This window comes from Bacillus sp. M6-12 (genome assembly GCF_002860285.1).
GTDB lineage: Bacteria > Bacillota > Bacilli > Bacillales > DSM-1321 > Peribacillus.
In genome coordinates this window covers 52,023-71,250 of record NZ_PGVF01000029.1, presented here as the reverse complement: position 1 = coordinate 71,250, position 19,228 = coordinate 52,023, and the positions used below count along the sequence as shown (strand labels likewise).

The window sequence follows — 19,228 nt, the reverse complement described above, 5'->3', positions numbered from 1 at the left end:
ATCAGAACCCCTTTTAACAGGTGGTTCTTTTTTATTATGCTAATCCTTACTATGTTTTTCCGATTAATCCGCTTTCTTTTTATCTAAAATATAAAGTTATGATTATTGAAGGAATGGGAGGAAAAATATGAAGAAAACAATGTCATTATTTTTATTATCAACTGCAGTTAGCGTTGCTTTAGTTGGGTGTGCAGAAGAGAAAACAACTGAACAAAGTAAAGAAAAAGCACCTGAATTACAAGAGGTCGTAAAAAATACTAAAGCCCAAAAGACTGAACTGGAAAAAGCATTAGAAGTAGAAAATCAAATTAAGCAAGTGGTTTTAGACAATATTAAATACGCTGAAGAAGAAAATTCACAAAAGTATATGGAGACTTTTACTTTTCCAAATAATGAAACCTATGAGTACAATCTAAAACTTATGAATGCTGTTTTTAAGAATTATGATTTAGATTATGAGGTTCTATCCGCTGATGTGATTGAAAGAGTAGACAATTATGCTAAAGTAGAAGTAGTTCAAAAATATATTGCCAAATCTATTGCAGAAGGATTGGGATATACAAATAATATGGCTACTTACACCCTAACATTGGAATTAATCGATGGGAAATGGAAAATCGTTAATTCTGAGTTAGACCCTTCAAAGACTAAAGTTCTTGATGAAAACGGTAATGTCATAGAGGTTGAAGCTACAAAGTAATTTGTTATCTTATTACGTAAAAAAGAACCAATCTTTTTGTAAGACTGGTTCTTCTCTTTGTGTTTATGCTACTTTTTCTTCCTGTTTTAATTTTTTCACTTCTCTCTTATAAATGGTTTTGATATGAGAAACATCCCATTCAGAAATGTTTTCAAATCCCCAACGCAAGAAATCTTCATATGTTGCCATATCTAAATCTTCTAATACAAAATCAAACCAGAAAGAACGATAGCCTTTCAATGTTTTGATTCCGATTTTGATTCCCCCTCTTACTGGTACAAAAACATTCACTTTTACCATTTTTGTTATCACACCAAAATAACCAGGGTTCTCTTTTCTTCTTTGGTCTTGCTCCACTAATTCTTTTTGGTATTCCCTTGTACCCTTTTTGCTATAGAAAAGTTGTACAACATCACCAAAATCAGCCAATTCATAAAAAACCTTTTTGCATTTCTTACAAACATATAGGTTGTGCCATTGATTTTTTTTCCCTACTTCAACGCCCAAACCACCAGTTCCTATTACTTCTAAAGAATCCGCTCCACAACAAAGAGCTACATTGCTCCCTAATTTAACCATGTTCTTTTCCCCTTTTCTTCTCAAAGTTCATAAATAAGTAAAAAACTTTCCTTTTTTTTCGATTTCTTTATTATATGTAATTTTTCATTCAAAATAAAAAGAGGATAGTCGTCATCTATCCACTTCTCTTTCTTTACTGCTGACTGTTCGGGTTTACTAACCCTTGTTGGTCAAACATTTTTGATACACCTTCAATATTGTTCACAGAATCATCTACTTGGTCTTCCAAGTCCACTAAAACGTCACTTGGGGATAATTCGCTACCAGTAACCGAATAGTATTTTTCTTTAATAACATCCATGCTTCCTCCAACATTTGTATTGTAGACAACTAAGAAAAGCAAAACGCCTACGATTAATGCTTTAAAACACGCTTTGGTTATATAAATGATTATTTTTGCGAAAAGTTCAAAAATCAAAACCTTGTTCCCTCCTCTTTCTGTGTTAGATTACGAAATCTTCTCTTTATTAAAGTCGATTTTAGTCGAAAGTATAACATAAACCCTTTCATATCAAGGGTTACAGCGTTTTACTATTTTTTACCTCTATTTTCTTTGAATAATTTTTTACAAAAAAAAGAGGGGGAATTCCCCTCTTTTAGAAGACTGTTTTTGTATGATAGAAGTCTTCTGCTTCTTTCTTGATGTTATTAATGTGTTCACAAATAGCATCTAAGTTCTTTTGTGATTCCACATCTTCAATGTTGACCTCAAAGGTTAAGTCAATGCTGTATCCATTTTCATCTTTGTCAAAATAAACAAGAGATACGTCAAGGGTGAATAACTCCTCTGGATAAGTTACTTTAGTCATTAACTCTTTGAAAATAGCGGTTAAGCGAAGAACTGCAAATTTCTCAACAAAACCTCTTCGTTTCATTAATTTTAATAAGTCCTTTTCATCGACACCGAAGTAAGACATGGTGAAGGCTTCATTAATACAGAATTTGCGTGTAATCAAAATCACGTCTTTATCAATGATACTTTCGGTTTTCAACCCTTCTGCATGATGCTCTGTTAATTTACCATCTAAAATCTTTCGTAGGACTTCAAATTCCTTAAAGATTTCTTCTTCAGTTTTTGTGAAGGATGGTTTCGTCAACAGATACTTTCCAAAGTCTGTATCAAGGAACGATTCATCTTTGATATTCATGTACGTATCTAAGTCCAAAACCTTATTTTCAACCATTTGCTCTAATGCTAATACAAGAGAGTTTTTAATCAGGTCAGGGTAATCTTTGGATAACTCTTTCTTATATTGAATGAGTTCCATCCCTTTCTGGTTGATTCGATTCACTATACCATACCTCCTTTGCTAATTTGTCTTATATTCTATAAATAAATGCGGTTAAAAATAATTCCAGTAGGCTTATTCGTCAATTTTATCGAATGGGAAAACACGAGTGAAAATTTTTCCAATAATTTTAGATTCATCAACCATGCCAACTTCTTCAAATCGGCTATCTAAGCTGTTGTTTCGATTATCTCCCATTACAAATACTTTCCCTTTCGGAACGACTGCATCAATTGAACCAATGGTTTCTTGTCCACCAATGTAATGTTCTTTTAGCAATTCTCCGTTTACATATACTTTTCCATTCTCAACTTTTACTTTATCTCCTTCTTCTCCAATTACACGTTTAATCAGAACTTTATGTCCTGCTAAATCTGTATCGAAGACAACAATATCTTTGTATTGTGGTTTTGCGTCACCTTTGTACGCCAAGCGGTTCACAAGTAGGTAATCTTTGTCATGGAGAGTATTGTCCATTGAATGACCAATGACCAATGTAGGTTTCACTATACTGGTAAGAAGGAAGGCAATCAGGAAGGATAAAATGATGACTTTTCCCCATTCTTTTAATTCTTGCAAAGCTGTCTTTGCTTCTTGGGGTTCTTCTGGCTGATTCTTCTTTTTTCTAAGCAATTGCATCTGCTCCCTCCTCTATTTAAGCTATTTTCTCAACTTTATTAGCCCTTTTTTAATTTCTTCACGAACTTCTAAGAAATTATCTTGTGATACATCTACTTTCATTCGATATTCCGTTAAAACATTGTAATAACTATCCTTTTCATGAATCACCTTTTTATCCAATTCTTCTACTTTTGTATCAAAGCTAAAAGATTTTTGAATAACATCTTTTACATTAGGTGCGTGAACACGAATGATTTTATCAACGTCTCCAATTTCATCTAAATTGTAATATTCAAAGCTATTAAATACCTTGATATAAATTTCAATTTGATTGTTTGGATTTGATAAGAAATACGCCTTAAAAGTAAGTGTATCCTTGGAAAATGTTAATAGTTCTTTCTCAATTGAATTATCTAATCGGTTTTTTGCTCCAACAATATTGAACTTTGACAAGAAATTGGCATCAAATAAATTAGCGACCAAAGCTGATTCATTTTCTCTTACCGCCTTTAGCTTCATTTCCAATTCATAAATTTCATTGAAATGGTTTTTTAATTCCGTTAAAGCGTCAGACACAATCTTATCAAAGGAAATTTTCGTCACACTTAAGATTTTACTTGCGTTAATTTCTAATAATTGTCCAAAATCTGTTACGATTACAATGGTATTTGAACTAATTTCCAAAACAATTCCTTTTACATTGCGTAAAGTTGGGTCTTCATTTTCGCTTTCTATTTGCACTCGATTGTTTATTTTAAAATCATCAAAAATCAAAAAAGTCTCCTCCTTCACAAATTTAATTATAAACCATTCAAAAATGATTTTTCTATACATAATACGTTCTATCCTGCTTAATTACGCTTATTATCGTGTTCTATAGTAAATGAAAAAAACCATTTTCAGGACTCCTTTTAAAACCAATAGAACAATAAAAAAAGCCCCTTTCAAAAAGAGACTTTCTTTTATCATGTCATTACCGCATAACACAGAATACAAATAAATATTGCGACCATTGGGAAGATATAGAAGAAGCTCCTTCTTTCTTTTTTTGTAAAGACAACTGGTTCTTTAACATTTTCTATTCCCCTGTTTTCTTTCACTTTTTGTTCATTTTCTTCTTTCAATTTTCGCAATAAGAATCTGGTTAGACGAAAAGAGCCATAAGCTAAACCAAGTAGCATAAAGCCTGACAGAATGATAGATGCCATTGGTATATCTGTCATTGATACATCTATTGATTCTGCAGAGAGAGATTCTTCTTCTGGTAATAGTGTTTGTAGTTTGGTTGAAACAAAAAGCAATCCAACTGCCATTAAATTATTAGTCATATGTGCAATCATGGAAGGGATAATGGAGTTCGTTGCATAAACCATGTAACCAAAAACAATCCCAAGAATGAAAGGACCCATAAAGTTATAGGGATTCAAATGCAATAAACTAAATAAGAAAGCAATATAGATAATAGCAAACTGTTTATTTCGATTCTCTACTCCTCTTAGTAAGACACCTCTAAATAACAACTCTTCAAAGAATCCAGGGAATAGACCCAATCCAATAATTTGAAACCCTACTGCAATTGCAACAAAGGACTTTTGATTGTTTAATTCTGTTGGTATTTCTGGAAGAATTATCATCATCAACGCATTAGATAGCATGATAATCGGATAAACAGAAATAAGAATCATAACGCTATACAATATTGTTTTAAAACTAACAGGATTAAGACGAACAAACTCTTTGAAACCTTTTTCTCCTTTGTAGCGATAAGCTACAAAAAGAGCTGGAACACCTACTAATAAAAGACCGTTCAGCAAGATATACATATTCATCGATAGGTCTATCATGGATAGTCCTAAACTTCCTACTAAAAAGTATAAACTCACCCAAAAATACAATTGATTCGTTTTAATTAAGTCAAATGGTTTCATTCTCCACCTCTCTCTTCTATTCTTTTTATCTATCATAAAAAAGCTAAACGACAACTTCTATATCATAGTTGCTCTATCATTCCTTACCTTTCAAGGATGACAAATCCAATGTCCAGTTAATTCGACTACGATAATCAAATAAGGCAAATGCTTCATTGATATACTTGTCCACGTCTTCATCTTTCCAACGGTTTATCTTTTTGATATGACCTCTAACAATAGGTTCAAGTCCATGTATCAAGGCATAACCCCAATGCTGTGTTTTGTGACAATTTGGACAAAGGGCAATAATTCGTTCTAACTTCTGAACATGCGTTTCCATGTTATATGACCATTTTTCATGAGCTTCAACAGGGTGTTTCTCTCCTACTCCCCCACATATTTCACATTTGTAACCAGCTTTTCGATAACAAGCTCTACGGATATTGTCCCATTCATCTTTCATTTCAGAACGCACATTATGCTCCCAATTAGAGGAAGGCACAAGTTCTACTGTCAAAGGAATGAAAGGATTGAAAACGGAAATAATTTGGTCTTCTGGTACATAAAAACTTTTCATTCTGCCATCGTATTTTGCTCCCCACTCTAACGCAAGAGCTTCATATTCTTTCGGTACATTCAATCGTGTTTTCATATAATTCCTCCTTCTTTTATCATGTTGTAATTGAATATAGTCAAAGGAAATGACTATAATAATAACAATAGTAGTGAGAAGAATGGATTATCACTTGGCAATCGTTGAACAAGAGTCTTCCGTAATGGCTGACCGATGAAACGCAATTAAGCGTTGAAACAATCACCCCCTATGGGATAACGATGGCATATGACGACCTCTCCAACAGTCATATTCAGATATACTTTCTTCAGGAATGAATCCCTTTTATAAGGGATTTTTTATTTTGTGGAAAATTTTTCAGGAGGGAATTGTTTATAATGTAGGAGTAGTCATATAAAAGGAATTTTATTTAAAATACGTAACAAAGTGATTTGATACAAGGGAGGATTTTTTATGTTAAAAGTGGATAAGTACGGAAGAGTTTTTATGATGTCAAGATATATGGATTTAAACGGAAATCCTGTAAAGAAAACAAAAGAAGATTATCCGTATAGTTATGATTCTTTTGTTGTATGGAAAGAAGATTATCAGAAAGATAAAAGTCATGTAGTTTATTCCGATAGACTTTTACAATGGGATTACAATAAATTTGGAGATTGCTGTATGGAGATTTGGGGAAATACAGGTCAATATTTCTATAATAGAAATCCAAAAGAAATTGAAACATTCCTAAGTAAATATCTAAACAAAGAAATCAAACTAACAGCCATTATGGAGGGTTGCAATGTTTCAAGTGGATTTCCTATTTGGACATTTTTCTATGAAGAAATAGAAGATTGAATCAATAGTAGATAAACAAAATCATTTATTCTTTAAAAGGGGTATATACACTTATGACATTCAAAAAACATTTAACAAGTTGTCTATATAAAATTAGTGGATTTCATCATTCCTTCACTGAAATAGATTTAGATAGACAGCTAATTTATCTTAACGAAGGTGGTATTAATTCTATACCTGTAAGGTTAGCTGATGTAGAAAATGTACATGTAACAGGATTAGGAGAATTAAAGATTGTAAATGGAAAATATGAATGGGTAGAGTAATGGATTTTGTTATTAAGCTCTATCTGTTTATAAAGAAAAAGAGAGAGGTCAATTCGACCCCTCTTTTTTATTATCTTGGACATGATTATTTGTAAGTAGAATGATAGTGCCATTGTTTTAATCTTGCAATTTTGATTAATAAACAAAAAGGAAATGGATACATTCATCCACTTCCTTAACTGGTCGTCTTTTTGAGATTAAACATTTTCGATAGACTGGATATACTCATACACCTTATCTCCATAATGAGGTTGAATATCCAATCCGAATTTTTCTAAATCGTATTTTAAGAAGTATTTGACACTTAGTAAATCCATTTCCAATAGCTTTTCAGTTACTTCTACTAAAATGCCATCAAAGTCTTCACGATTTCCTAATTTAATTTCTTCTACAGATTCTAAAATAGTATCTATAATATCAGAAGCATGGAGAATATCACCTTCTAATGTTCCATCTTTTGCATGAAGAATATGAGATTTGTAATCATTTTGCCATTCAGAAGGAATGATTTTTGTGAAATTATTTTCAAACGCCATATTTTCTACTTGAGTCACAGCTTTTTTCATTAGCTTCGACATTCTTTTGGTGTGAGATAGAATATCACCAGTGTATAGTTCAATATCGTCATGAAACAAACCCTTTTGCAACAATACTCCCATATCTACTGGATTCCCAAATTTGTCATTTTCCAGCTTCCCAAGATAATGAGCAATCTTACTAACAGACCAAGAATGTTCCGCTACGCTTCGTTGCTTAAACAGGAACAAGTTTTGATACCTTTTTAAATTCATAAGACCTCTCATTTTGTAGATATACGTACCTAAAGACATGTTATTTCTCTCCTTTTAACGATTAGTTTTCGTCTTCTTGTCGTTTTACTTCGTATTTATAGTTATCTCTAAAAATGTTAGCAATATCGTACTGCATTTCTTCATAAGGCAATACACCTTCTTGTGTTCTTTCTACACGAAGTTTTTGAGAGATAATGTTTTGTTCCAGTTCCATTGAATTTTCAATTAGACCCTGATATTTCTCTTTGATTTCTTTATTAAAGTGATTTTGTCTAAACATGATATTGATTTTTTTCATTGTCGTATCGCCATATTCCATAGGATTCGATTGATACCTTTCAAACTTAGCGATTTCTTCTGTATTTTGGTTGTATTCCTTCTCTAATTCACGCAAATAGTTTAATTCCTGCCTTAAGTCTTCATGCGGAATAATGGTGAAGGTTTTTTCATAAATATTAATCCACCCAATTTCACGTTCTCCTTCAAAGATTTGAATAGGAGCTGGATAATTTTCCGCATCATAAACCAAACTCATTCCTTTTATTAGCGTTTCAAGATAAGGAATCAATATTTTGTAAAGTTCATCTTGCAAGTCATGAACTTCTGCATATTCACCAGTTAGTTCCTGTGAACTTTCAATAATACGTGTTAGAAGATTGTCACTTTCTCCCGAAAACAATTCCGTTAAAATCCACTCTGGATTTTCTTCTAAATTCATAAACAAAGCAATGTATTGATTTGTCTTATTTATTGCTTCTATAAGTACATTGTCGAACTTCATTCGATTTTATCACCTCACAAAAAAGTTTTGTACATCTATTATACCACACTATAATGATTTTACAATGGTGTAAAAATTAATTTACATTAAATAAAATCGAGTGGATAATAGTATTATATAAATAGAGATAAAACCCTATTCGACCATAAGGTTGTTCACAAGTCTATCCATTTGTTTTATCATTGAGCTAATTCAATTCAACTTATACATTTATAAAGGAGGGAAAATTGTTGGAATTTCATCAACAGATTGAAAACACTATCAAAAAAAGATTAAAAACAAGCCAACTTTTACTATTCGTTTCCGTAGTAATTGCAGTTGGTGTAGCGTTTTTAGCTCAAAATGCGGGACCAAGCTATTATATTTGGGCGATGTACTTTGTCGTAATTGGAGCATTGGCTCTACCAAATATCAATAAATGCAAAAAAGACCTTATTGACTATCACAAAAATGTAATTAGTCATACAGAAGGAAAAGTATTAGATTTGTTCCCTGAAAAAGAAGAAAGCGGAAAGTGGATTATCTTCTTAGATGTTGAAGGAAAAAAAGATGTCGTGGAATTTATCTTACCTTTCAAGCCTTCTATTCAGCCTGAAAGCACAATTAAAGTCTTTCATACCAACATTCTAAAACTACCTGTACGCATTGAAGTAGCTTAATAAAAGAGGGATTTTTCCCTCCTTATACATATTAATCCAAAAAAGTTCTTGACATTTGGAATAGTTTAAAATATCTTTGTATATAACAAAATTATCCTTTGAGATTAGATAATTTTTCATATCAAACCAATATCAAACATTTTTTTGGAATAAAAGTGTTGACAATAGTCTATAGTCATGATATATTGAATATAGAAAACAAAAACAAACAAAATTTTAAAAAAGAAAGCGAGGAAATGAAACCATGTTAAAACTAACAATTGATACATTAACAACACAATCAAATAGTTGGGCAAACCCTGAATGCCAAGGGTTATTTAATCATGGCTATAATTTCAAACGCTCAAAACATAAAACGAAGAACAGGTGTATCATCATCTAAACTTTTTGTATATCACTCGATTTAAATTATCGTGACGATACATAAAGGGGATTGTTCTTCGGAGCAATTCCCTTTTTTTCATGGAGAGGTACACTAATGGTAAGTGAACAGACTGCTAATCTGTCGAGGAGTGAGTAACTTCTCTTGTGGGTTCGAGTCCCATCCTCTCCGCCATAATATGCAAGTGTACCCAAGTCTGGTTTAAGGGAGTGGATTGCAACCCCACTTGTCGCAGGTTCAAATCCTGTCACTTGCTCCAAATTAAAACTTGATAGCTGAAAGGAATGTCGGTTATGAAAACAAAATCTTCAAGAATACAATCTGAAATGATTATGGGAAGGTACATTGATATTCCTTACAAGAAAGCAAAGAAAATAGATAAACAACTGATTAAGCGAACAAGACGCATGATTGAAAAACGTGAAGCTGACGCTGAAATCAATGAAGCACTTTTGCAGATGTAAATCTGCTAAATATGGTGGATTCGTATAATGGTCATTACACTCGGCTGTCTACCGAGAAACAGGGGTTCAATTCCCCTATCCATCGCCAAATATGCTGGATTAGCTCAATTAGGTAGAGCACCTGACTTGTAATCAGGGGGTTAGTGGTTCGATTCCGCTATCCAGCACCATATTATTCTATTATTCTATTATTCTGGTATAGCTCAATGGTAGAGCGTTGCACTGTTAATGCAAATGTTGTAGGTTCGAGTCCTACTACCAGAGCCAAATTTCAAGATATAGCTCAGTTTGGTAGAGCACTGCATTTGGGATGCAGGGGTCGTAGGTTCAAGTCCTGCTATCTTGACCATAGGGGTATAGTTTAACGGTAGAACTACGGTCTCCAAAACCGTCAGTGTGGGTTCAAGTCCTGCTACCCCTGCCAAATTATCGGAGAGTAGTGTTAATGGTAAACACGCTTGGTCGCTACTTGCTTTACGGTTCAATTCCGTACCTCCGACCATTATGTGGGAATGGTGGAATCGGCAGACACAACGGACTTAAAATCCGTTGCCTTCGGGCGTGAGGGTTCAAGTCCCTCTTCCCATACCAAATTCTATTTTGGGGCTTCAAGTCCTGTACATTGAGTTGTACTAATTTGCAACACATGGTTTGTTTGGGCTTCAAGTCCAGTACATTTCTGTACAAATCTGAATTTGGGGCATTTGCCCTGTATTATGCGGATATAGTTTAGCGGTAGAATTTCTGGCTTCCAACCAGAGGGCGTGGGTTCGATTCCCACTATCCGCTTATGCCACTCATAAATCGCAATCTAAAGGTTTAGGTGTCTCCTTAATACCTTTGAGTGAAACATATTTTTCTTTATCAAATCAAAGAAAGGATGATATGTGTGAGAGTAAGAAAAGAAGCAGTTTTCTAAGTACCATAAAAAAGGAGGTATTTAGAATATGAGTAGAAGTTACAAAAAAACACCAGTCGTTACAGATGGACATTCAGGAAAAGAGGCAAAAAAATTCGCTAACCGAAAGGTGAGACGATACAAGCATGAATTAGCCAATGGAAAAGCGTACCGAAGAGTATTCAATCCTTATGACATTCATGACCATATCAGCTACTATTCCTATCAGTCTTTCAAAAAAGACCAAGAAGCCCATCAAAAAGAAGTAGACAATGGTGTTGCCAAATATTCATTTTACACAGATGAAAACGATTGGCAAAAATGTTACAGACGTAAGTAAATGGAGGGGATTCTCTCCCCTCTCTGAAATGCTGGATTCGTATAGTGGTTATTACACTGGCATGGTAAGCCAGTAAGACAAGTTCAATTCTTGTATCCAGCACCATTCTATTATGGCATCATAGCTCAGACGGTAGAGCAGAGGACTGAAAATCCTTGTGTCGTTGGTTCGATTCCAACTGTTGCCATTCCTATCTGGCGGATTCGTATAATGGTCATTACACTCGGCTGTCTACCGAGAAACAGGGGTTCAATTCCCCTATCCATCGCCAAAATATGCTGGAATAGCTCAATTGGCAGAGCACCTGACTTGTAATCAGGGGGTTGTAGGTTCAAATCCTATTTCCAGCACCAACATTATTCAGAAGTATCTCAATGGTAGAGAACTCGACTGTTAATCGAGGGGTTGTGGGTTCGAGTCCCACCTTCTGAGCCAAATTATTCTGGTATAGCTCAATGGTAGAGCGTTGCACTGTTAATGCAAATGTTGTAGGTTCGAGTCCTACTACCAGAGCCAAATTATCGGGAAGTAGCTCAGTTTGGTTTAGAGCACACGCTTTGGGAGCGTGGGGTCGCAGGTTCAAGTCCTGTCTTCCCGACCATAGGGGTATAGTTCAATGGTAGAATGTCGGTCTCCAAAACCGAAGATGTGGGTTCAACTCCTACTGCCCCTGCCAAATATGATTTATGCGGATGTAGTTTAACGGTAGAATGACTGGCTTCCAACCAGTCGGTGAGGGTTCGATTCCCTTCATCCGCTTTGGGTGAAAGTCCCTTCGGTGAAGAACTGATAAACAGATTAGGGCAAGAGGCAACCCCGTAATAAGGTGAAAAACATCTTATTAGAAGCCTCACTATTGGGGAGTAGCCAAGTGGTAAGGCTCTGGACTTTGACTCCAGGATGCGAAGGTTCGACCCCTTCCTCCCCAACCAAATTATCCATGAAAGGATGATAGCTTTGAACACAATGTTGATTTCTTTCCTTGAAATCATACATTGCCTGTAAGGGATGAAACATTCCTTGAACTTCTTTACAGGCTTTGTAAATACAGTCAAGGAGAGAGTAAAAGTGAAAAGAAATCGTGGATATTATCGTGAACAAAGAGAAAGAGCAATAAAGCGTAAGTATCAAATTCAGAAAAAACGCTTTGGAGCAAAAGAAGCCAATGAAATCTATGAGGAAAGAAGAAAAGGACAATTAGCGAAAGGTAAAATCCATTGCTCCTGTCCAATGTGTCGAAGAAAATCATATGACGAACTTTCTCATAAAGACAAAGTAAAGCAAATACAAGCTCATTATCAACTAACTCATTATATTTTAGAGGATTAATTTCCTCTATTATTGGGGGGTAGCCAAGTGGTAAGGCACTGGACTTTGAATCCAGTCATCGTAGGTTCGACCCCTACCCCTCCAGCCAAAGTTTAGATTAGACAAGTTGAGAATAGAAAGGTGAGTGAAGTTGAGTTGAAAACAAGAGATTTAGTCTTTATGTCCTTATTAATGGGATTAGGATTTGTACTACATGCAGTTATACCAGGATTTTTCTTCGGTATGAAACCAGATATTTTTCTGGTCATGATGTTTGTCGGGATTTTAGCCTTCCCTTCTATCAAGCATGTATTTTTATTAGGAAGTGTCGCTGGTCTATTATCAGCATTTACAACTACATTTCCTGCAGGACAAATTCCGAATATTGTTGATAAAGGTATAACAGCCCTTGTATTTTTTATTCTGGTTCTTACCATGAAAAAATATAAAGACAAGCCATTCGTTACATTGGCATTTACGTTTGTTGGAACAATCGTGAGCGGAAGCATTTTCTTAGGAAGTGCATTACTAATGTCTGAATTACCAGCACCATTTATCGCTTTGTTTAGTGCAGTAGTTCTTCCAACAGCAGTGGTCAATTCATTGGTTATGGGTGTTATTTATCCAATTGTTTTACGAATTAACAAACAAACAAATAAAAGTTAAAGCACATTCATTTTAATAAATTTATACATGTAGGAGTGACGGAACTGGCAGACGTAACGGACTTAAAATCCGTTGTTCTTCGGAACGTGGGGGTTCGACTCCCCCTTCCTGCATTTGATATGGGAGAATAGCTCAGTTGGTTAGAGCACACCCCTGATAAGGGTGAGGTCGGAGGTTCAAGTCCTCTTTCTCCCACTACATACCTTTCGCATTAGTAATACCAATGCTTGTACATAGCGAAAGGAGGTGAAATTATTTGAAAAAACGTAATACTACAGCATTTACTTTTCTATCATGGGCTTCATTCATTTTGGCAGTTGGGTTCTTCCTTATAGCCATTTGGAATACGGAGTGGGTGTTAGTAGAGAAAGGCTATTATGCAGGGATTTTCATTTGGGCTGTTTATTCTGCTTTCGTATTATCTAAAGTTGTTCGTGATAACGAAGAAGATAGAGGCGAAGGTGGTGGGTCAAACTTCCCATTTCGCAACAAAGATAATGAATAATGAGTTGAGTTGATAAGATGCTGAATTTTTAATCAGCCTTATCACTACATAACATAGCTGGTTCGCAAAGTGTAACTTTTTTCTTAAAAGAATGGTAGAAAAATAGGAAAACACAAGCTGGAAAAAAGCTCTGACGGATTCATTCACCGTAAGGTAGGCTTTACCAATATGATTAGATTAGAAAGGAGTTATGTATGGAAACAAATAAGTACCATTGTTGTGCAACCTGTATCCATTTTGAAGCAAAGAGAGAGAAAAACGGTATGACTTATCGCTGTAAACGATTAGGGTTTGATACCAAAACACATTACTCTTTTGATTGCTGGACTCCGAAATCTAATGTAACAAAATTAATAAAAAAAAGAAACAAGTAAAATTTGGCACGTTGGTCAAGCGGTAAGACATCGCACTTTCTATGCGAAATCAGGGGTTCGACTCCCCTACGTGTCACCAATTATGGGGTATTGGTCAAGTGGCTAAGACATCCGACTTTCTATCGGATAACGTGGGTTCGATTCCCACATACCCTACCAATCATGCCCTCTTAGTGTAACGGATAGCACGAATGTCTACGGAACATTTAGAAGAGGTTCAAATCCTTTAGAGGGCGTTTATATGGAGAGTTAGCCTAATGGTAAGGCACTGGTCTTGAAAACCAGCGTGTCGAGTTAGTAGCTCGGCTTAGGAGTTCGAGTCTCCTACTCTCCTCCATATTATTTTGGCGTGTTGGTCAAGTGGTTAAGACATTCGGCTTTCTACCGAATATCGAGGGTTCGATTCCCTCACACGCTACCATCTTATTATAGCAGAGGGCAAGGCTTGGATTAGTCTGGTGAGGCTCATATCCTTACAAGAGGGGTTCGATTCCCCTCTCTGCAACCAATGGGGCATTAGTTAAATGGGATAACATCGGCTTTGCAAGTCGAATTTGAGAGTTCGATTCTCTCATGCTCCACCAATCCAATAAATACTAAAAAGTAATTTTGTAAAAAATACTTGACAAAAAATTAAATGTAGTATATTATGAAGTAAGTGATAGATACACTACATACCAGAAAGAAGGTAAATAATATGACGTTGCAAAAACGGATTATGGAAGATTTGAAAAATGCTATGCGTAACAAAGAAACGCTGAAAAAAGGAGTTCTTACTCTTATCAAAGCTGGACTAACAAGTGCAGAAAAAGAAAAGCGTTCTGAACTAACAGAAGCAGAAGAATTGGCAATTGTTCAGCGTGAGTTGAAGCAAACAAAACAATCTTTGGCTGAAGCTGAAAAAGCAAATCGACCAGATATTGTAGAGCAAGAAAAAGCAAAGATTGAAATTATCGAAGCCTACTTGCCAAAACAACTATCAAAAGAAGAAATTGAAAAAGAATTGGATACGCTTGGTGTTCAAAAAGGAATGACAATGGGAGAAGCCATGAAAATCGCAAAACCAGCATTGAATGGTAAAGTGGACAACGGTCTTCTATCTCAACTCATTAAACAACGCTTGGCGTAATCATGAAAGGGACTTGTTCCCTTTCCTAAAAATGGGTGTGTAGCTCAGTTGGTAGAGTGTCTGAATCATAATCAGATGGTCGTAGGTTCAAGTCCTACCATACCCACCATATTATTTTGGGTGTATAGCTCAGTTGGTTAGAGCACCTGACTTTTAATCAGGGAGTCGAAGGTTCAAGTCCTTCTACACCCATTAATTACTACTTGTTCACTGCAAATGGCGACAACGACTGTAAATCGACAACGGTGGGTGAACTCCCACGCAAGTAGTAATATTCGGGACTGTAGCTCAGTGGTTTTAGAGCATCCGACTTTTAATCGGAGGGTCGAAGGTTCAAATCCTTCCAGTCCCACCAATAAATTTTAATACCTAACATGATGTCGAAATGGTGGAATTGGCAGACACGATAGACTCAAAATCTATTGCCTTCGGGCGTGAGGGTTCGACTCCCTCTTTCGACACCAACTATCAAGATATAGCTCAGTTTGGTAGAGCACTGCATTTGGGATGCAGGGGTCGCAGGTTCAAGTCCTGCTATCTTGACCATAGGGGATTAGCTCAGTTGGTTAGAGCACTTGGCTTACATCCAAGAGGTCATCCGTTCAAATCGGATATTCCCTACCAATTATGGTGGATTCGTATAATGGTTATTACACTCGGCTGTCTACCGAGAAACAGGGGTTCAATTCCCCTATCCATCGTCTATTATTATTGCAGGGTAGTGTAATGGTAAAACGCTGGACTCATTATCCAGAGATTGAGGGTTCGACTCCCTCCCCTGAAACCAATTATGGGGCTTTCGTATAATAGGAAGTACGTTGCTTATACCTTTATTTCTAAGTTGGAAGAGAAATGTGCATATTTTTCAGAAAAGGAAGAAAGGAAACTTGACATGACATGCACGAAATAGATAGTTTCTTGGGAAAGCAGAAGTATGGGTTCGACTCCTTTAAGCCCCTGCTTAATAAAATATAAATATGTCGGAGTGACGGAATTGGCAGACGTGCAGGATTTAGGCTCCTGTGTCCTTTGTGGCGTGTGGGTTCGAGTCCCACCTCCGACACCAAAATAATAAAATGGTGTTCATAGTATAACGGTTAGTACGTCAGATTGTGGTTCTGAAAGTGAGGGTTCGATTCCCTCTGTTCACCCCAAAAAATTTTACTTTTATATTGACAATAGTCAACAAAAGTAGGTATAATTACTATATACATGGAGAGGTAGCGAAGTGGTTAAACGCAACAGACTGTAAATCTGTCACCGTAAGGTTTCGGGGGTTCAAATCCCTCTCTCTCCACCATAATAATTTTAAAATAAAGTGTGTCACAACGAGTAGTGACGAGAAAAACAATGTAAAGTTCATTATTTTAATTCATTTGGGTAGGTATGCAAACTGGTGAAGCAAGTAGTCTGTAAAACTATGACGTAAGATACATTGGGAGTTCAAATCTCTCCCTACCCACCATAGAGGAGTACCCAAGCGGTCAAGGGGCTTGATTGGAAATCAAGTAGCAGGACAATGTTCTGGCGTGGGTTCAAATCCCATCTCCTCTGCCATACATATTAATGGGGTGCTGATAAGACTACATTCACTGCAAATGAACAAGACTGTCTTATTATTCTTTCTCTATTATTTATAAAAAATTACATATGGGGTGCTGGTAAGACTACATTTATCTGTTAAATAAACCTGTCCGTCTTACTTCCTTTTCCCTATATCCATTACGGACAGTAGCTCAGTTGGTAGAGCACAGGATTGAAGCTCCTGGTGTCGCTGGTTCGATTCCAGCCTGTCCGACCATATGCGGTGTGTAAGTGTACTGGTAATGACACTGAATCCATAGATGCCAAGCCATTAAGAAGGTAGCTCCTTCTGGCTCATAGCTGATGCTCCCTGGCTCAAAGAGAGTTCAATTCTCTCCCACCGCTCCAAAATTACATCATTGTTGAATGAACTGGAGCAATCACCAATAGTATGCAGTTCGACTCTGCGGATTGTCTTATAAGACTAAGTTGTGGGAACAGATTGGCTTGGTACTCGCAGGAGTGCGATAGTCGATTATCGTCTAAGGAATGTGGATTCCTCCTGTTGATTTAATAATATTATTGTGAGGAATACAGTTTGGGTGGCTATGTGAATACATAGAGAAGGATGGTTCGAGTCCTCCGCTTCTAAATGGGACAGCGTATCCAAAGGAAGTACATGGTGTTAGGTCGGTTCGATTCCGACATTCCTCTATATGCGGTTGTAGTTTAATGGTAGAACTCCTGCCTTCCAAGCAGATAGTGAGGGTTCGATTCCCTTCAACCGCTCCAAATTAAGTCGCTATGGTGGAACAGGCAGACACGCTATCTTGAGGGGGTAGTGCCGAAAGGCGTATGGGTTCGACTCCCATTGGCGACATAGATAATAAACCAATGAAAAAGAACTTTTGTTCCTACTCATTGGTTTTTGTCTTTTTTAACATCAAGTAAGACTATCAAGGCAAGGAGGAATTAACTATTTATGCAGTCAAAACAAATAAACAAACATGAAATTTTAAACTTTATTCAGGAAGAAACAGATATTATTCTCCCTTTAAGTAATGGAGAACCTACTGTTCTTTTAGATTTATTAGAAGAAGAGTTTAAGCAATTAAAAGGAGTAAAGGTTCATCAAATATTAGCTTTAAAAGAACGTAACTATATGTATGGAAAATACAAAGAACATTTAGAACACATTTCCTACTTTTTAAGCCCAGCTACACGAAAAGCCTTTCAAAAAGGTGGTTGTCGTTTTGTTCCTTGTCACTTCCATCAAATGCCTACTGTTTTAAAACAAACAACAAAGAAACCTTTGGTCATGGCTGTTGCCTCACCAATAGATGAAAATGGTTACTTTACGTTAGGAACACAAGCAGACTATGTATCGAGCATGATTGGGAATGTCCCTTTTATTTTGGAAGTAAACAAACAAATGCCTCAAACATTTGGAGAAAATAAAATTCATATTAACCAAGTAACCGCTTATATTGAAGTCGATTACCCATTAAGTGAATTAACTCCTGCTCCTATTTCTGAATTGGATAAACAAGTGGCAGGGCATATGATTGAGTATATTGAGAACGGTTCTACCCTTCAAATCGGAATTGGTGGAATTCCTAATGCAGTCATGAGCTTCTTAAAACAGCATAGAAATTTAGGGGTTCATACGGAAATGATTACTGATGGTATCGTTGAATTAAGTAAATTAGGAGTTATTGACGGTCTTAACAAAAACAATTATAAAGGAAAAATTGTAGGTACGTTCGCTTATGGAACAAAAAACCTTTATGATTTTATTCATAAAAATGAATCTATATGGCTTTTAGGGGTTGATAAAACAAATGACCCAAGAATCATTGCACAAGAAGATAATATCGTTTCTATTAATGCTACAACGGAAATAGATTTTTACGGACAATGTGCTTCTGAAACAATAGGTGGAAAGCTATATAGTGGAACTGGTGGTCAAGTAGACTTTGTTACAGGTTCACGTTTTGCTAAAAACGGAAAAAGTTTTATTTGTATGCCTTCTACCGCCAAAGGTGGGACAATCTCAAGAATACAACCACGATTAATTCCTAACTCTATTGTGACCACTTCTAAAAATGATGTGGATTATGTAGTAACTGAATTCGGAATAGCTGAATTGAAATACAAATCCTTGGATGAACGTGCGAAAGAATTGATTCGTATTGCTCACCCTCAATTTAGAGACCAGTTACGTTTTGAAGCGAAACAAAATGGCTTCATTCTTTAAAGAAATAAATCATATTTTTATCTGATATAGAGCTTTAGTGGAAGTCGTATATGGAAAAACCAATGAAAAAGAACGCAATTGTTCCTGCTCATTGGTTTTTTTCGTATTTTATAAACAAAGGATTTGCTTATTTTCATAAGTTGACCTTATGCTTTATTATTATATAAGATTTCCAACTATTTATAGAAATGATTTAAAAAAACTCATAGATGGATTATACCCAAATTCCCCTTTATTAATCGGTATTTTATGGATGTTGAGGGAAAAATATCTTGGTTTCCATAGGATAAATGAACTAATAGTCATTGACTATAGTCTAAATAAACAGTATCATACTATTATGTCAAAAAAACAAAAGGAGTGACACATCT

Annotated in this window: 20 protein-coding genes and 43 tRNA genes; 54 read left to right on the top strand and 9 right to left on the bottom strand. The window is 35.7% G+C overall.

From position 1 onward, the window contains the following. Nucleotides 1–127 precede the first annotated feature (127 nt). Nucleotides 128–700 carry a hypothetical protein gene (locus CVD28_RS24915; protein WP_101597370.1) on the top strand — a complete coding sequence of 191 codons (573 nt, stop codon included), beginning with the start codon at nucleotides 128–130 and terminating at the stop codon, nucleotides 698–700. A gap of 63 nt (nucleotides 701–763) precedes the next feature. On the opposite strand, the gene CVD28_RS24910 is transcribed toward CVD28_RS24915, so the two are convergent. The 7 genes from CVD28_RS24910 to CVD28_RS24880 form a co-directional block, all read right to left on the bottom strand. Beyond that, entirely contained in the window at nucleotides 764–1,279 is a 516-nt protein-coding gene (locus CVD28_RS24910; protein ID WP_101597369.1) for a hypothetical protein, read from the bottom strand. A 133-nt stretch (nucleotides 1,280–1,412) separates the two neighbouring features. Further along, the gene (locus tag CVD28_RS24905) at nucleotides 1,413–1,697 is read right to left on the bottom strand and encodes a hypothetical protein (protein WP_101597368.1); all 285 of its coding nucleotides are present in this window, start codon (nucleotides 1,695–1,697) and stop codon (nucleotides 1,413–1,415) included. 178 nt (nucleotides 1,698–1,875) lie between these two features. Continuing rightward, nucleotides 1,876–2,571: a hypothetical protein gene (locus CVD28_RS24900; protein ID WP_101597367.1), complete on the bottom strand. Its 696-nt coding sequence runs from the start codon at nucleotides 2,569–2,571 to the stop codon at nucleotides 1,876–1,878. A 72-nt stretch (nucleotides 2,572–2,643) separates the two neighbouring features. Beyond that, nucleotides 2,644–3,207 carry a signal peptidase I gene (gene lepB, locus CVD28_RS24895; protein WP_101597366.1) on the bottom strand — a complete coding sequence of 188 codons (564 nt, stop codon included), beginning with the start codon at nucleotides 3,205–3,207 and terminating at the stop codon, nucleotides 2,644–2,646. A 21-nt stretch (nucleotides 3,208–3,228) separates the two neighbouring features. Further along, nucleotides 3,229–3,963 (bottom strand): hypothetical protein, encoded by a 735-nt coding sequence (locus tag CVD28_RS24890; protein WP_101597380.1) that lies wholly within the window; start codon nucleotides 3,961–3,963, stop codon nucleotides 3,229–3,231. A 191-nt stretch (nucleotides 3,964–4,154) separates the two neighbouring features. Then, a complete protein-coding gene (locus CVD28_RS24885; RefSeq protein ID WP_180954305.1) occupies nucleotides 4,155–5,117 on the bottom strand; it encodes a CPBP family intramembrane glutamic endopeptidase in 963 nt (320 codons plus the stop codon). Between the two features lie 76 nt (nucleotides 5,118–5,193). Next, nucleotides 5,194–5,751 (bottom strand): HNH endonuclease, encoded by a 558-nt coding sequence (locus CVD28_RS24880; protein ID WP_101597364.1) that lies wholly within the window; start codon nucleotides 5,749–5,751, stop codon nucleotides 5,194–5,196. Between the two features lie 375 nt (nucleotides 5,752–6,126). Between CVD28_RS24880 and CVD28_RS24875 the strand changes: the two genes are divergently transcribed. Further along, nucleotides 6,127–6,513 carry a hypothetical protein gene (locus tag CVD28_RS24875; protein WP_101597363.1) on the top strand — a complete coding sequence of 129 codons (387 nt, stop codon included), beginning with the start codon at nucleotides 6,127–6,129 and terminating at the stop codon, nucleotides 6,511–6,513. Nucleotides 6,514–6,566: 53 nt separating this feature from the next. Next, on the top strand, nucleotides 6,567–6,779 hold the full coding sequence (locus CVD28_RS24870; RefSeq protein ID WP_101597362.1) for a hypothetical protein: 213 nt from the start codon (nucleotides 6,567–6,569) through the stop codon (nucleotides 6,777–6,779). Nucleotides 6,780–6,976: 197 nt separating this feature from the next. On the opposite strand, the gene CVD28_RS24865 is transcribed toward CVD28_RS24870, so the two are convergent. After that, a complete protein-coding gene (locus CVD28_RS24865) occupies nucleotides 6,977–7,609 on the bottom strand; it encodes a YfbR-like 5'-deoxynucleotidase (protein WP_101597361.1) in 633 nt (210 codons plus the stop codon). A gap of 22 nt (nucleotides 7,610–7,631) precedes the next feature. Continuing rightward, nucleotides 7,632–8,351: a hypothetical protein gene (locus tag CVD28_RS24860; RefSeq protein WP_101597360.1), complete on the bottom strand. Its 720-nt coding sequence runs from the start codon at nucleotides 8,349–8,351 to the stop codon at nucleotides 7,632–7,634. A 230-nt stretch (nucleotides 8,352–8,581) separates the two neighbouring features. Here CVD28_RS24860 and CVD28_RS24855 point away from each other — a divergent pair, with 230 nt between their 5' ends. The 51 genes from CVD28_RS24855 to CVD28_RS24600 all read left to right on the top strand — a co-directional run bounded on the left by CVD28_RS24855 (nucleotide 8,582) and on the right by CVD28_RS24600 (nucleotide 18,857). Then, on the top strand, nucleotides 8,582–9,010 hold the full coding sequence (locus CVD28_RS24855) for a hypothetical protein (protein ID WP_101597359.1): 429 nt from the start codon (nucleotides 8,582–8,584) through the stop codon (nucleotides 9,008–9,010). Nucleotides 9,011–9,474: 464 nt separating this feature from the next. Continuing rightward, nucleotides 9,475–9,566, top strand: a tRNA-Ser gene (locus CVD28_RS24850). A gap of 6 nt (nucleotides 9,567–9,572) precedes the next feature. Further along, nucleotides 9,573–9,651: transfer RNA gene (locus tag CVD28_RS24845), tRNA-Cys, on the top strand. Between the two features lie 34 nt (nucleotides 9,652–9,685). Next, nucleotides 9,686–9,856: a hypothetical protein gene (locus CVD28_RS28355; RefSeq protein ID WP_180954304.1), complete on the top strand. Its 171-nt coding sequence runs from the start codon at nucleotides 9,686–9,688 to the stop codon at nucleotides 9,854–9,856. 13 nt (nucleotides 9,857–9,869) lie between these two features. Continuing rightward, a tRNA-Asp gene (locus tag CVD28_RS24840) sits at nucleotides 9,870–9,944 on the top strand. A 5-nt stretch (nucleotides 9,945–9,949) separates the two neighbouring features. After that, a tRNA-Thr gene (locus CVD28_RS24835) sits at nucleotides 9,950–10,026 on the top strand. Between the two features lie 22 nt (nucleotides 10,027–10,048). Next, nucleotides 10,049–10,123 (top strand) — tRNA-Asn (locus tag CVD28_RS24830). A 5-nt stretch (nucleotides 10,124–10,128) separates the two neighbouring features. Further along, nucleotides 10,129–10,205, top strand: a tRNA-Pro gene (locus tag CVD28_RS24825). A 1-nt stretch (nucleotide 10,206) separates the two neighbouring features. Then, nucleotides 10,207–10,280: transfer RNA gene (locus CVD28_RS24820), tRNA-Trp, on the top strand. An 82-nt stretch (nucleotides 10,281–10,362) separates the two neighbouring features. Then, a tRNA-Leu gene (locus CVD28_RS24815) sits at nucleotides 10,363–10,447 on the top strand. A 127-nt stretch (nucleotides 10,448–10,574) separates the two neighbouring features. Then, nucleotides 10,575–10,645, top strand: a tRNA-Gly gene (locus CVD28_RS24810). Between the two features lie 158 nt (nucleotides 10,646–10,803). After that, nucleotides 10,804–11,094 (top strand): hypothetical protein, encoded by a 291-nt coding sequence (locus CVD28_RS24805; protein WP_101597358.1) that lies wholly within the window; start codon nucleotides 10,804–10,806, stop codon nucleotides 11,092–11,094. Nucleotides 11,095–11,124: 30 nt separating this feature from the next. After that, nucleotides 11,125–11,199 (top strand) — tRNA-Thr (locus CVD28_RS24800). Nucleotides 11,200–11,208: 9 nt separating this feature from the next. Continuing rightward, nucleotides 11,209–11,281 (top strand) — tRNA-Phe (locus tag CVD28_RS24795). A 9-nt stretch (nucleotides 11,282–11,290) separates the two neighbouring features. After that, nucleotides 11,291–11,365, top strand: a tRNA-Asp gene (locus CVD28_RS24790). 6 nt (nucleotides 11,366–11,371) lie between these two features. Beyond that, a tRNA-Thr gene (locus tag CVD28_RS24785) sits at nucleotides 11,372–11,447 on the top strand. Nucleotides 11,448–11,454: 7 nt separating this feature from the next. Next, a tRNA-Asn gene (locus CVD28_RS24780) sits at nucleotides 11,455–11,529 on the top strand. Between the two features lie 6 nt (nucleotides 11,530–11,535). Continuing rightward, nucleotides 11,536–11,610: transfer RNA gene (locus tag CVD28_RS24775), tRNA-Asn, on the top strand. Nucleotides 11,611–11,616: 6 nt separating this feature from the next. After that, nucleotides 11,617–11,695: transfer RNA gene (locus CVD28_RS24770), tRNA-Pro, on the top strand. A gap of 1 nt (nucleotide 11,696) precedes the next feature. After that, nucleotides 11,697–11,770 (top strand) — tRNA-Trp (locus tag CVD28_RS24765). A 12-nt stretch (nucleotides 11,771–11,782) separates the two neighbouring features. Then, nucleotides 11,783–11,853: transfer RNA gene (locus CVD28_RS24760), tRNA-Gly, on the top strand. A gap of 98 nt (nucleotides 11,854–11,951) precedes the next feature. Beyond that, nucleotides 11,952–12,026: transfer RNA gene (locus CVD28_RS24755), tRNA-Gln, on the top strand. A 136-nt stretch (nucleotides 12,027–12,162) separates the two neighbouring features. After that, nucleotides 12,163–12,423 carry a hypothetical protein gene (locus tag CVD28_RS24750; RefSeq protein WP_101597357.1) on the top strand — a complete coding sequence of 87 codons (261 nt, stop codon included), beginning with the start codon at nucleotides 12,163–12,165 and terminating at the stop codon, nucleotides 12,421–12,423. Between the two features lie 13 nt (nucleotides 12,424–12,436). After that, nucleotides 12,437–12,511 (top strand) — tRNA-Gln (locus CVD28_RS24745). 47 nt (nucleotides 12,512–12,558) lie between these two features. Then, nucleotides 12,559–13,068 (top strand): tryptophan transporter, encoded by a 510-nt coding sequence (locus tag CVD28_RS24740; protein WP_101597356.1) that lies wholly within the window; start codon nucleotides 12,559–12,561, stop codon nucleotides 13,066–13,068. Between the two features lie 29 nt (nucleotides 13,069–13,097). Next, a tRNA-Leu gene (locus CVD28_RS24735) sits at nucleotides 13,098–13,181 on the top strand. Nucleotides 13,182–13,189: 8 nt separating this feature from the next. Further along, nucleotides 13,190–13,263: transfer RNA gene (locus CVD28_RS24730), tRNA-Ile, on the top strand. 61 nt (nucleotides 13,264–13,324) lie between these two features. Beyond that, a complete protein-coding gene (locus CVD28_RS24725; protein ID WP_101597355.1) occupies nucleotides 13,325–13,573 on the top strand; it encodes a YiaA/YiaB family inner membrane protein in 249 nt (82 codons plus the stop codon). Nucleotides 13,574–13,952: 379 nt separating this feature from the next. Next, nucleotides 13,953–14,026: transfer RNA gene (locus CVD28_RS24715), tRNA-Glu, on the top strand. A gap of 5 nt (nucleotides 14,027–14,031) precedes the next feature. After that, nucleotides 14,032–14,106: transfer RNA gene (locus CVD28_RS24710), tRNA-Glu, on the top strand. A gap of 5 nt (nucleotides 14,107–14,111) precedes the next feature. After that, nucleotides 14,112–14,183 (top strand) — tRNA-Arg (locus CVD28_RS24705). A 7-nt stretch (nucleotides 14,184–14,190) separates the two neighbouring features. Next, nucleotides 14,191–14,284: transfer RNA gene (locus tag CVD28_RS24700), tRNA-Ser, on the top strand. 9 nt (nucleotides 14,285–14,293) lie between these two features. Continuing rightward, nucleotides 14,294–14,368, top strand: a tRNA-Glu gene (locus CVD28_RS24695). Between the two features lie 89 nt (nucleotides 14,369–14,457). Beyond that, nucleotides 14,458–14,531: transfer RNA gene (locus tag CVD28_RS24690), tRNA-Ala, on the top strand. Nucleotides 14,532–14,644: 113 nt separating this feature from the next. Then, nucleotides 14,645–15,076 (top strand): GatB/YqeY domain-containing protein, encoded by a 432-nt coding sequence (locus CVD28_RS24685; RefSeq protein WP_101597353.1) that lies wholly within the window; start codon nucleotides 14,645–14,647, stop codon nucleotides 15,074–15,076. A 33-nt stretch (nucleotides 15,077–15,109) separates the two neighbouring features. Then, nucleotides 15,110–15,185, top strand: a tRNA-Met gene (locus CVD28_RS24680). A gap of 9 nt (nucleotides 15,186–15,194) precedes the next feature. Next, nucleotides 15,195–15,268 (top strand) — tRNA-Lys (locus tag CVD28_RS24675). A gap of 85 nt (nucleotides 15,269–15,353) precedes the next feature. Further along, a tRNA-Lys gene (locus CVD28_RS24670) sits at nucleotides 15,354–15,431 on the top strand. A 24-nt stretch (nucleotides 15,432–15,455) separates the two neighbouring features. Further along, nucleotides 15,456–15,540: transfer RNA gene (locus CVD28_RS24665), tRNA-Leu, on the top strand. A gap of 5 nt (nucleotides 15,541–15,545) precedes the next feature. Continuing rightward, nucleotides 15,546–15,622 (top strand) — tRNA-Pro (locus CVD28_RS24660). 1 nt (nucleotide 15,623) lies between these two features. Continuing rightward, a tRNA-Val gene (locus CVD28_RS24655) sits at nucleotides 15,624–15,700 on the top strand. Between the two features lie 5 nt (nucleotides 15,701–15,705). After that, nucleotides 15,706–15,777 (top strand) — tRNA-Asp (locus CVD28_RS24650). Between the two features lie 11 nt (nucleotides 15,778–15,788). Further along, a tRNA-Met gene (locus CVD28_RS24645) sits at nucleotides 15,789–15,863 on the top strand. Between the two features lie 192 nt (nucleotides 15,864–16,055). Beyond that, nucleotides 16,056–16,142: transfer RNA gene (locus tag CVD28_RS24640), tRNA-Leu, on the top strand. 13 nt (nucleotides 16,143–16,155) lie between these two features. After that, nucleotides 16,156–16,230 (top strand) — tRNA-His (locus CVD28_RS24635). 60 nt (nucleotides 16,231–16,290) lie between these two features. Next, a tRNA-Tyr gene (locus tag CVD28_RS24630) sits at nucleotides 16,291–16,376 on the top strand. Between the two features lie 78 nt (nucleotides 16,377–16,454). Next, nucleotides 16,455–16,541, top strand: a tRNA-Tyr gene (locus CVD28_RS24625). Between the two features lies 1 nt (nucleotide 16,542). Next, nucleotides 16,543–16,633 (top strand) — tRNA-Ser (locus CVD28_RS24620). A gap of 168 nt (nucleotides 16,634–16,801) precedes the next feature. Beyond that, nucleotides 16,802–16,877, top strand: a tRNA-Phe gene (locus tag CVD28_RS24615). Nucleotides 16,878–17,318: 441 nt separating this feature from the next. After that, nucleotides 17,319–17,392 (top strand) — tRNA-Gly (locus CVD28_RS24610). A 190-nt stretch (nucleotides 17,393–17,582) separates the two neighbouring features. Beyond that, nucleotides 17,583–18,857 carry an acetyl-CoA hydrolase/transferase family protein gene (locus tag CVD28_RS24600; RefSeq protein ID WP_101597352.1) on the top strand — a complete coding sequence of 425 codons (1,275 nt, stop codon included), beginning with the start codon at nucleotides 17,583–17,585 and terminating at the stop codon, nucleotides 18,855–18,857. Nucleotides 18,858–19,228 lie beyond the last annotated feature (371 nt).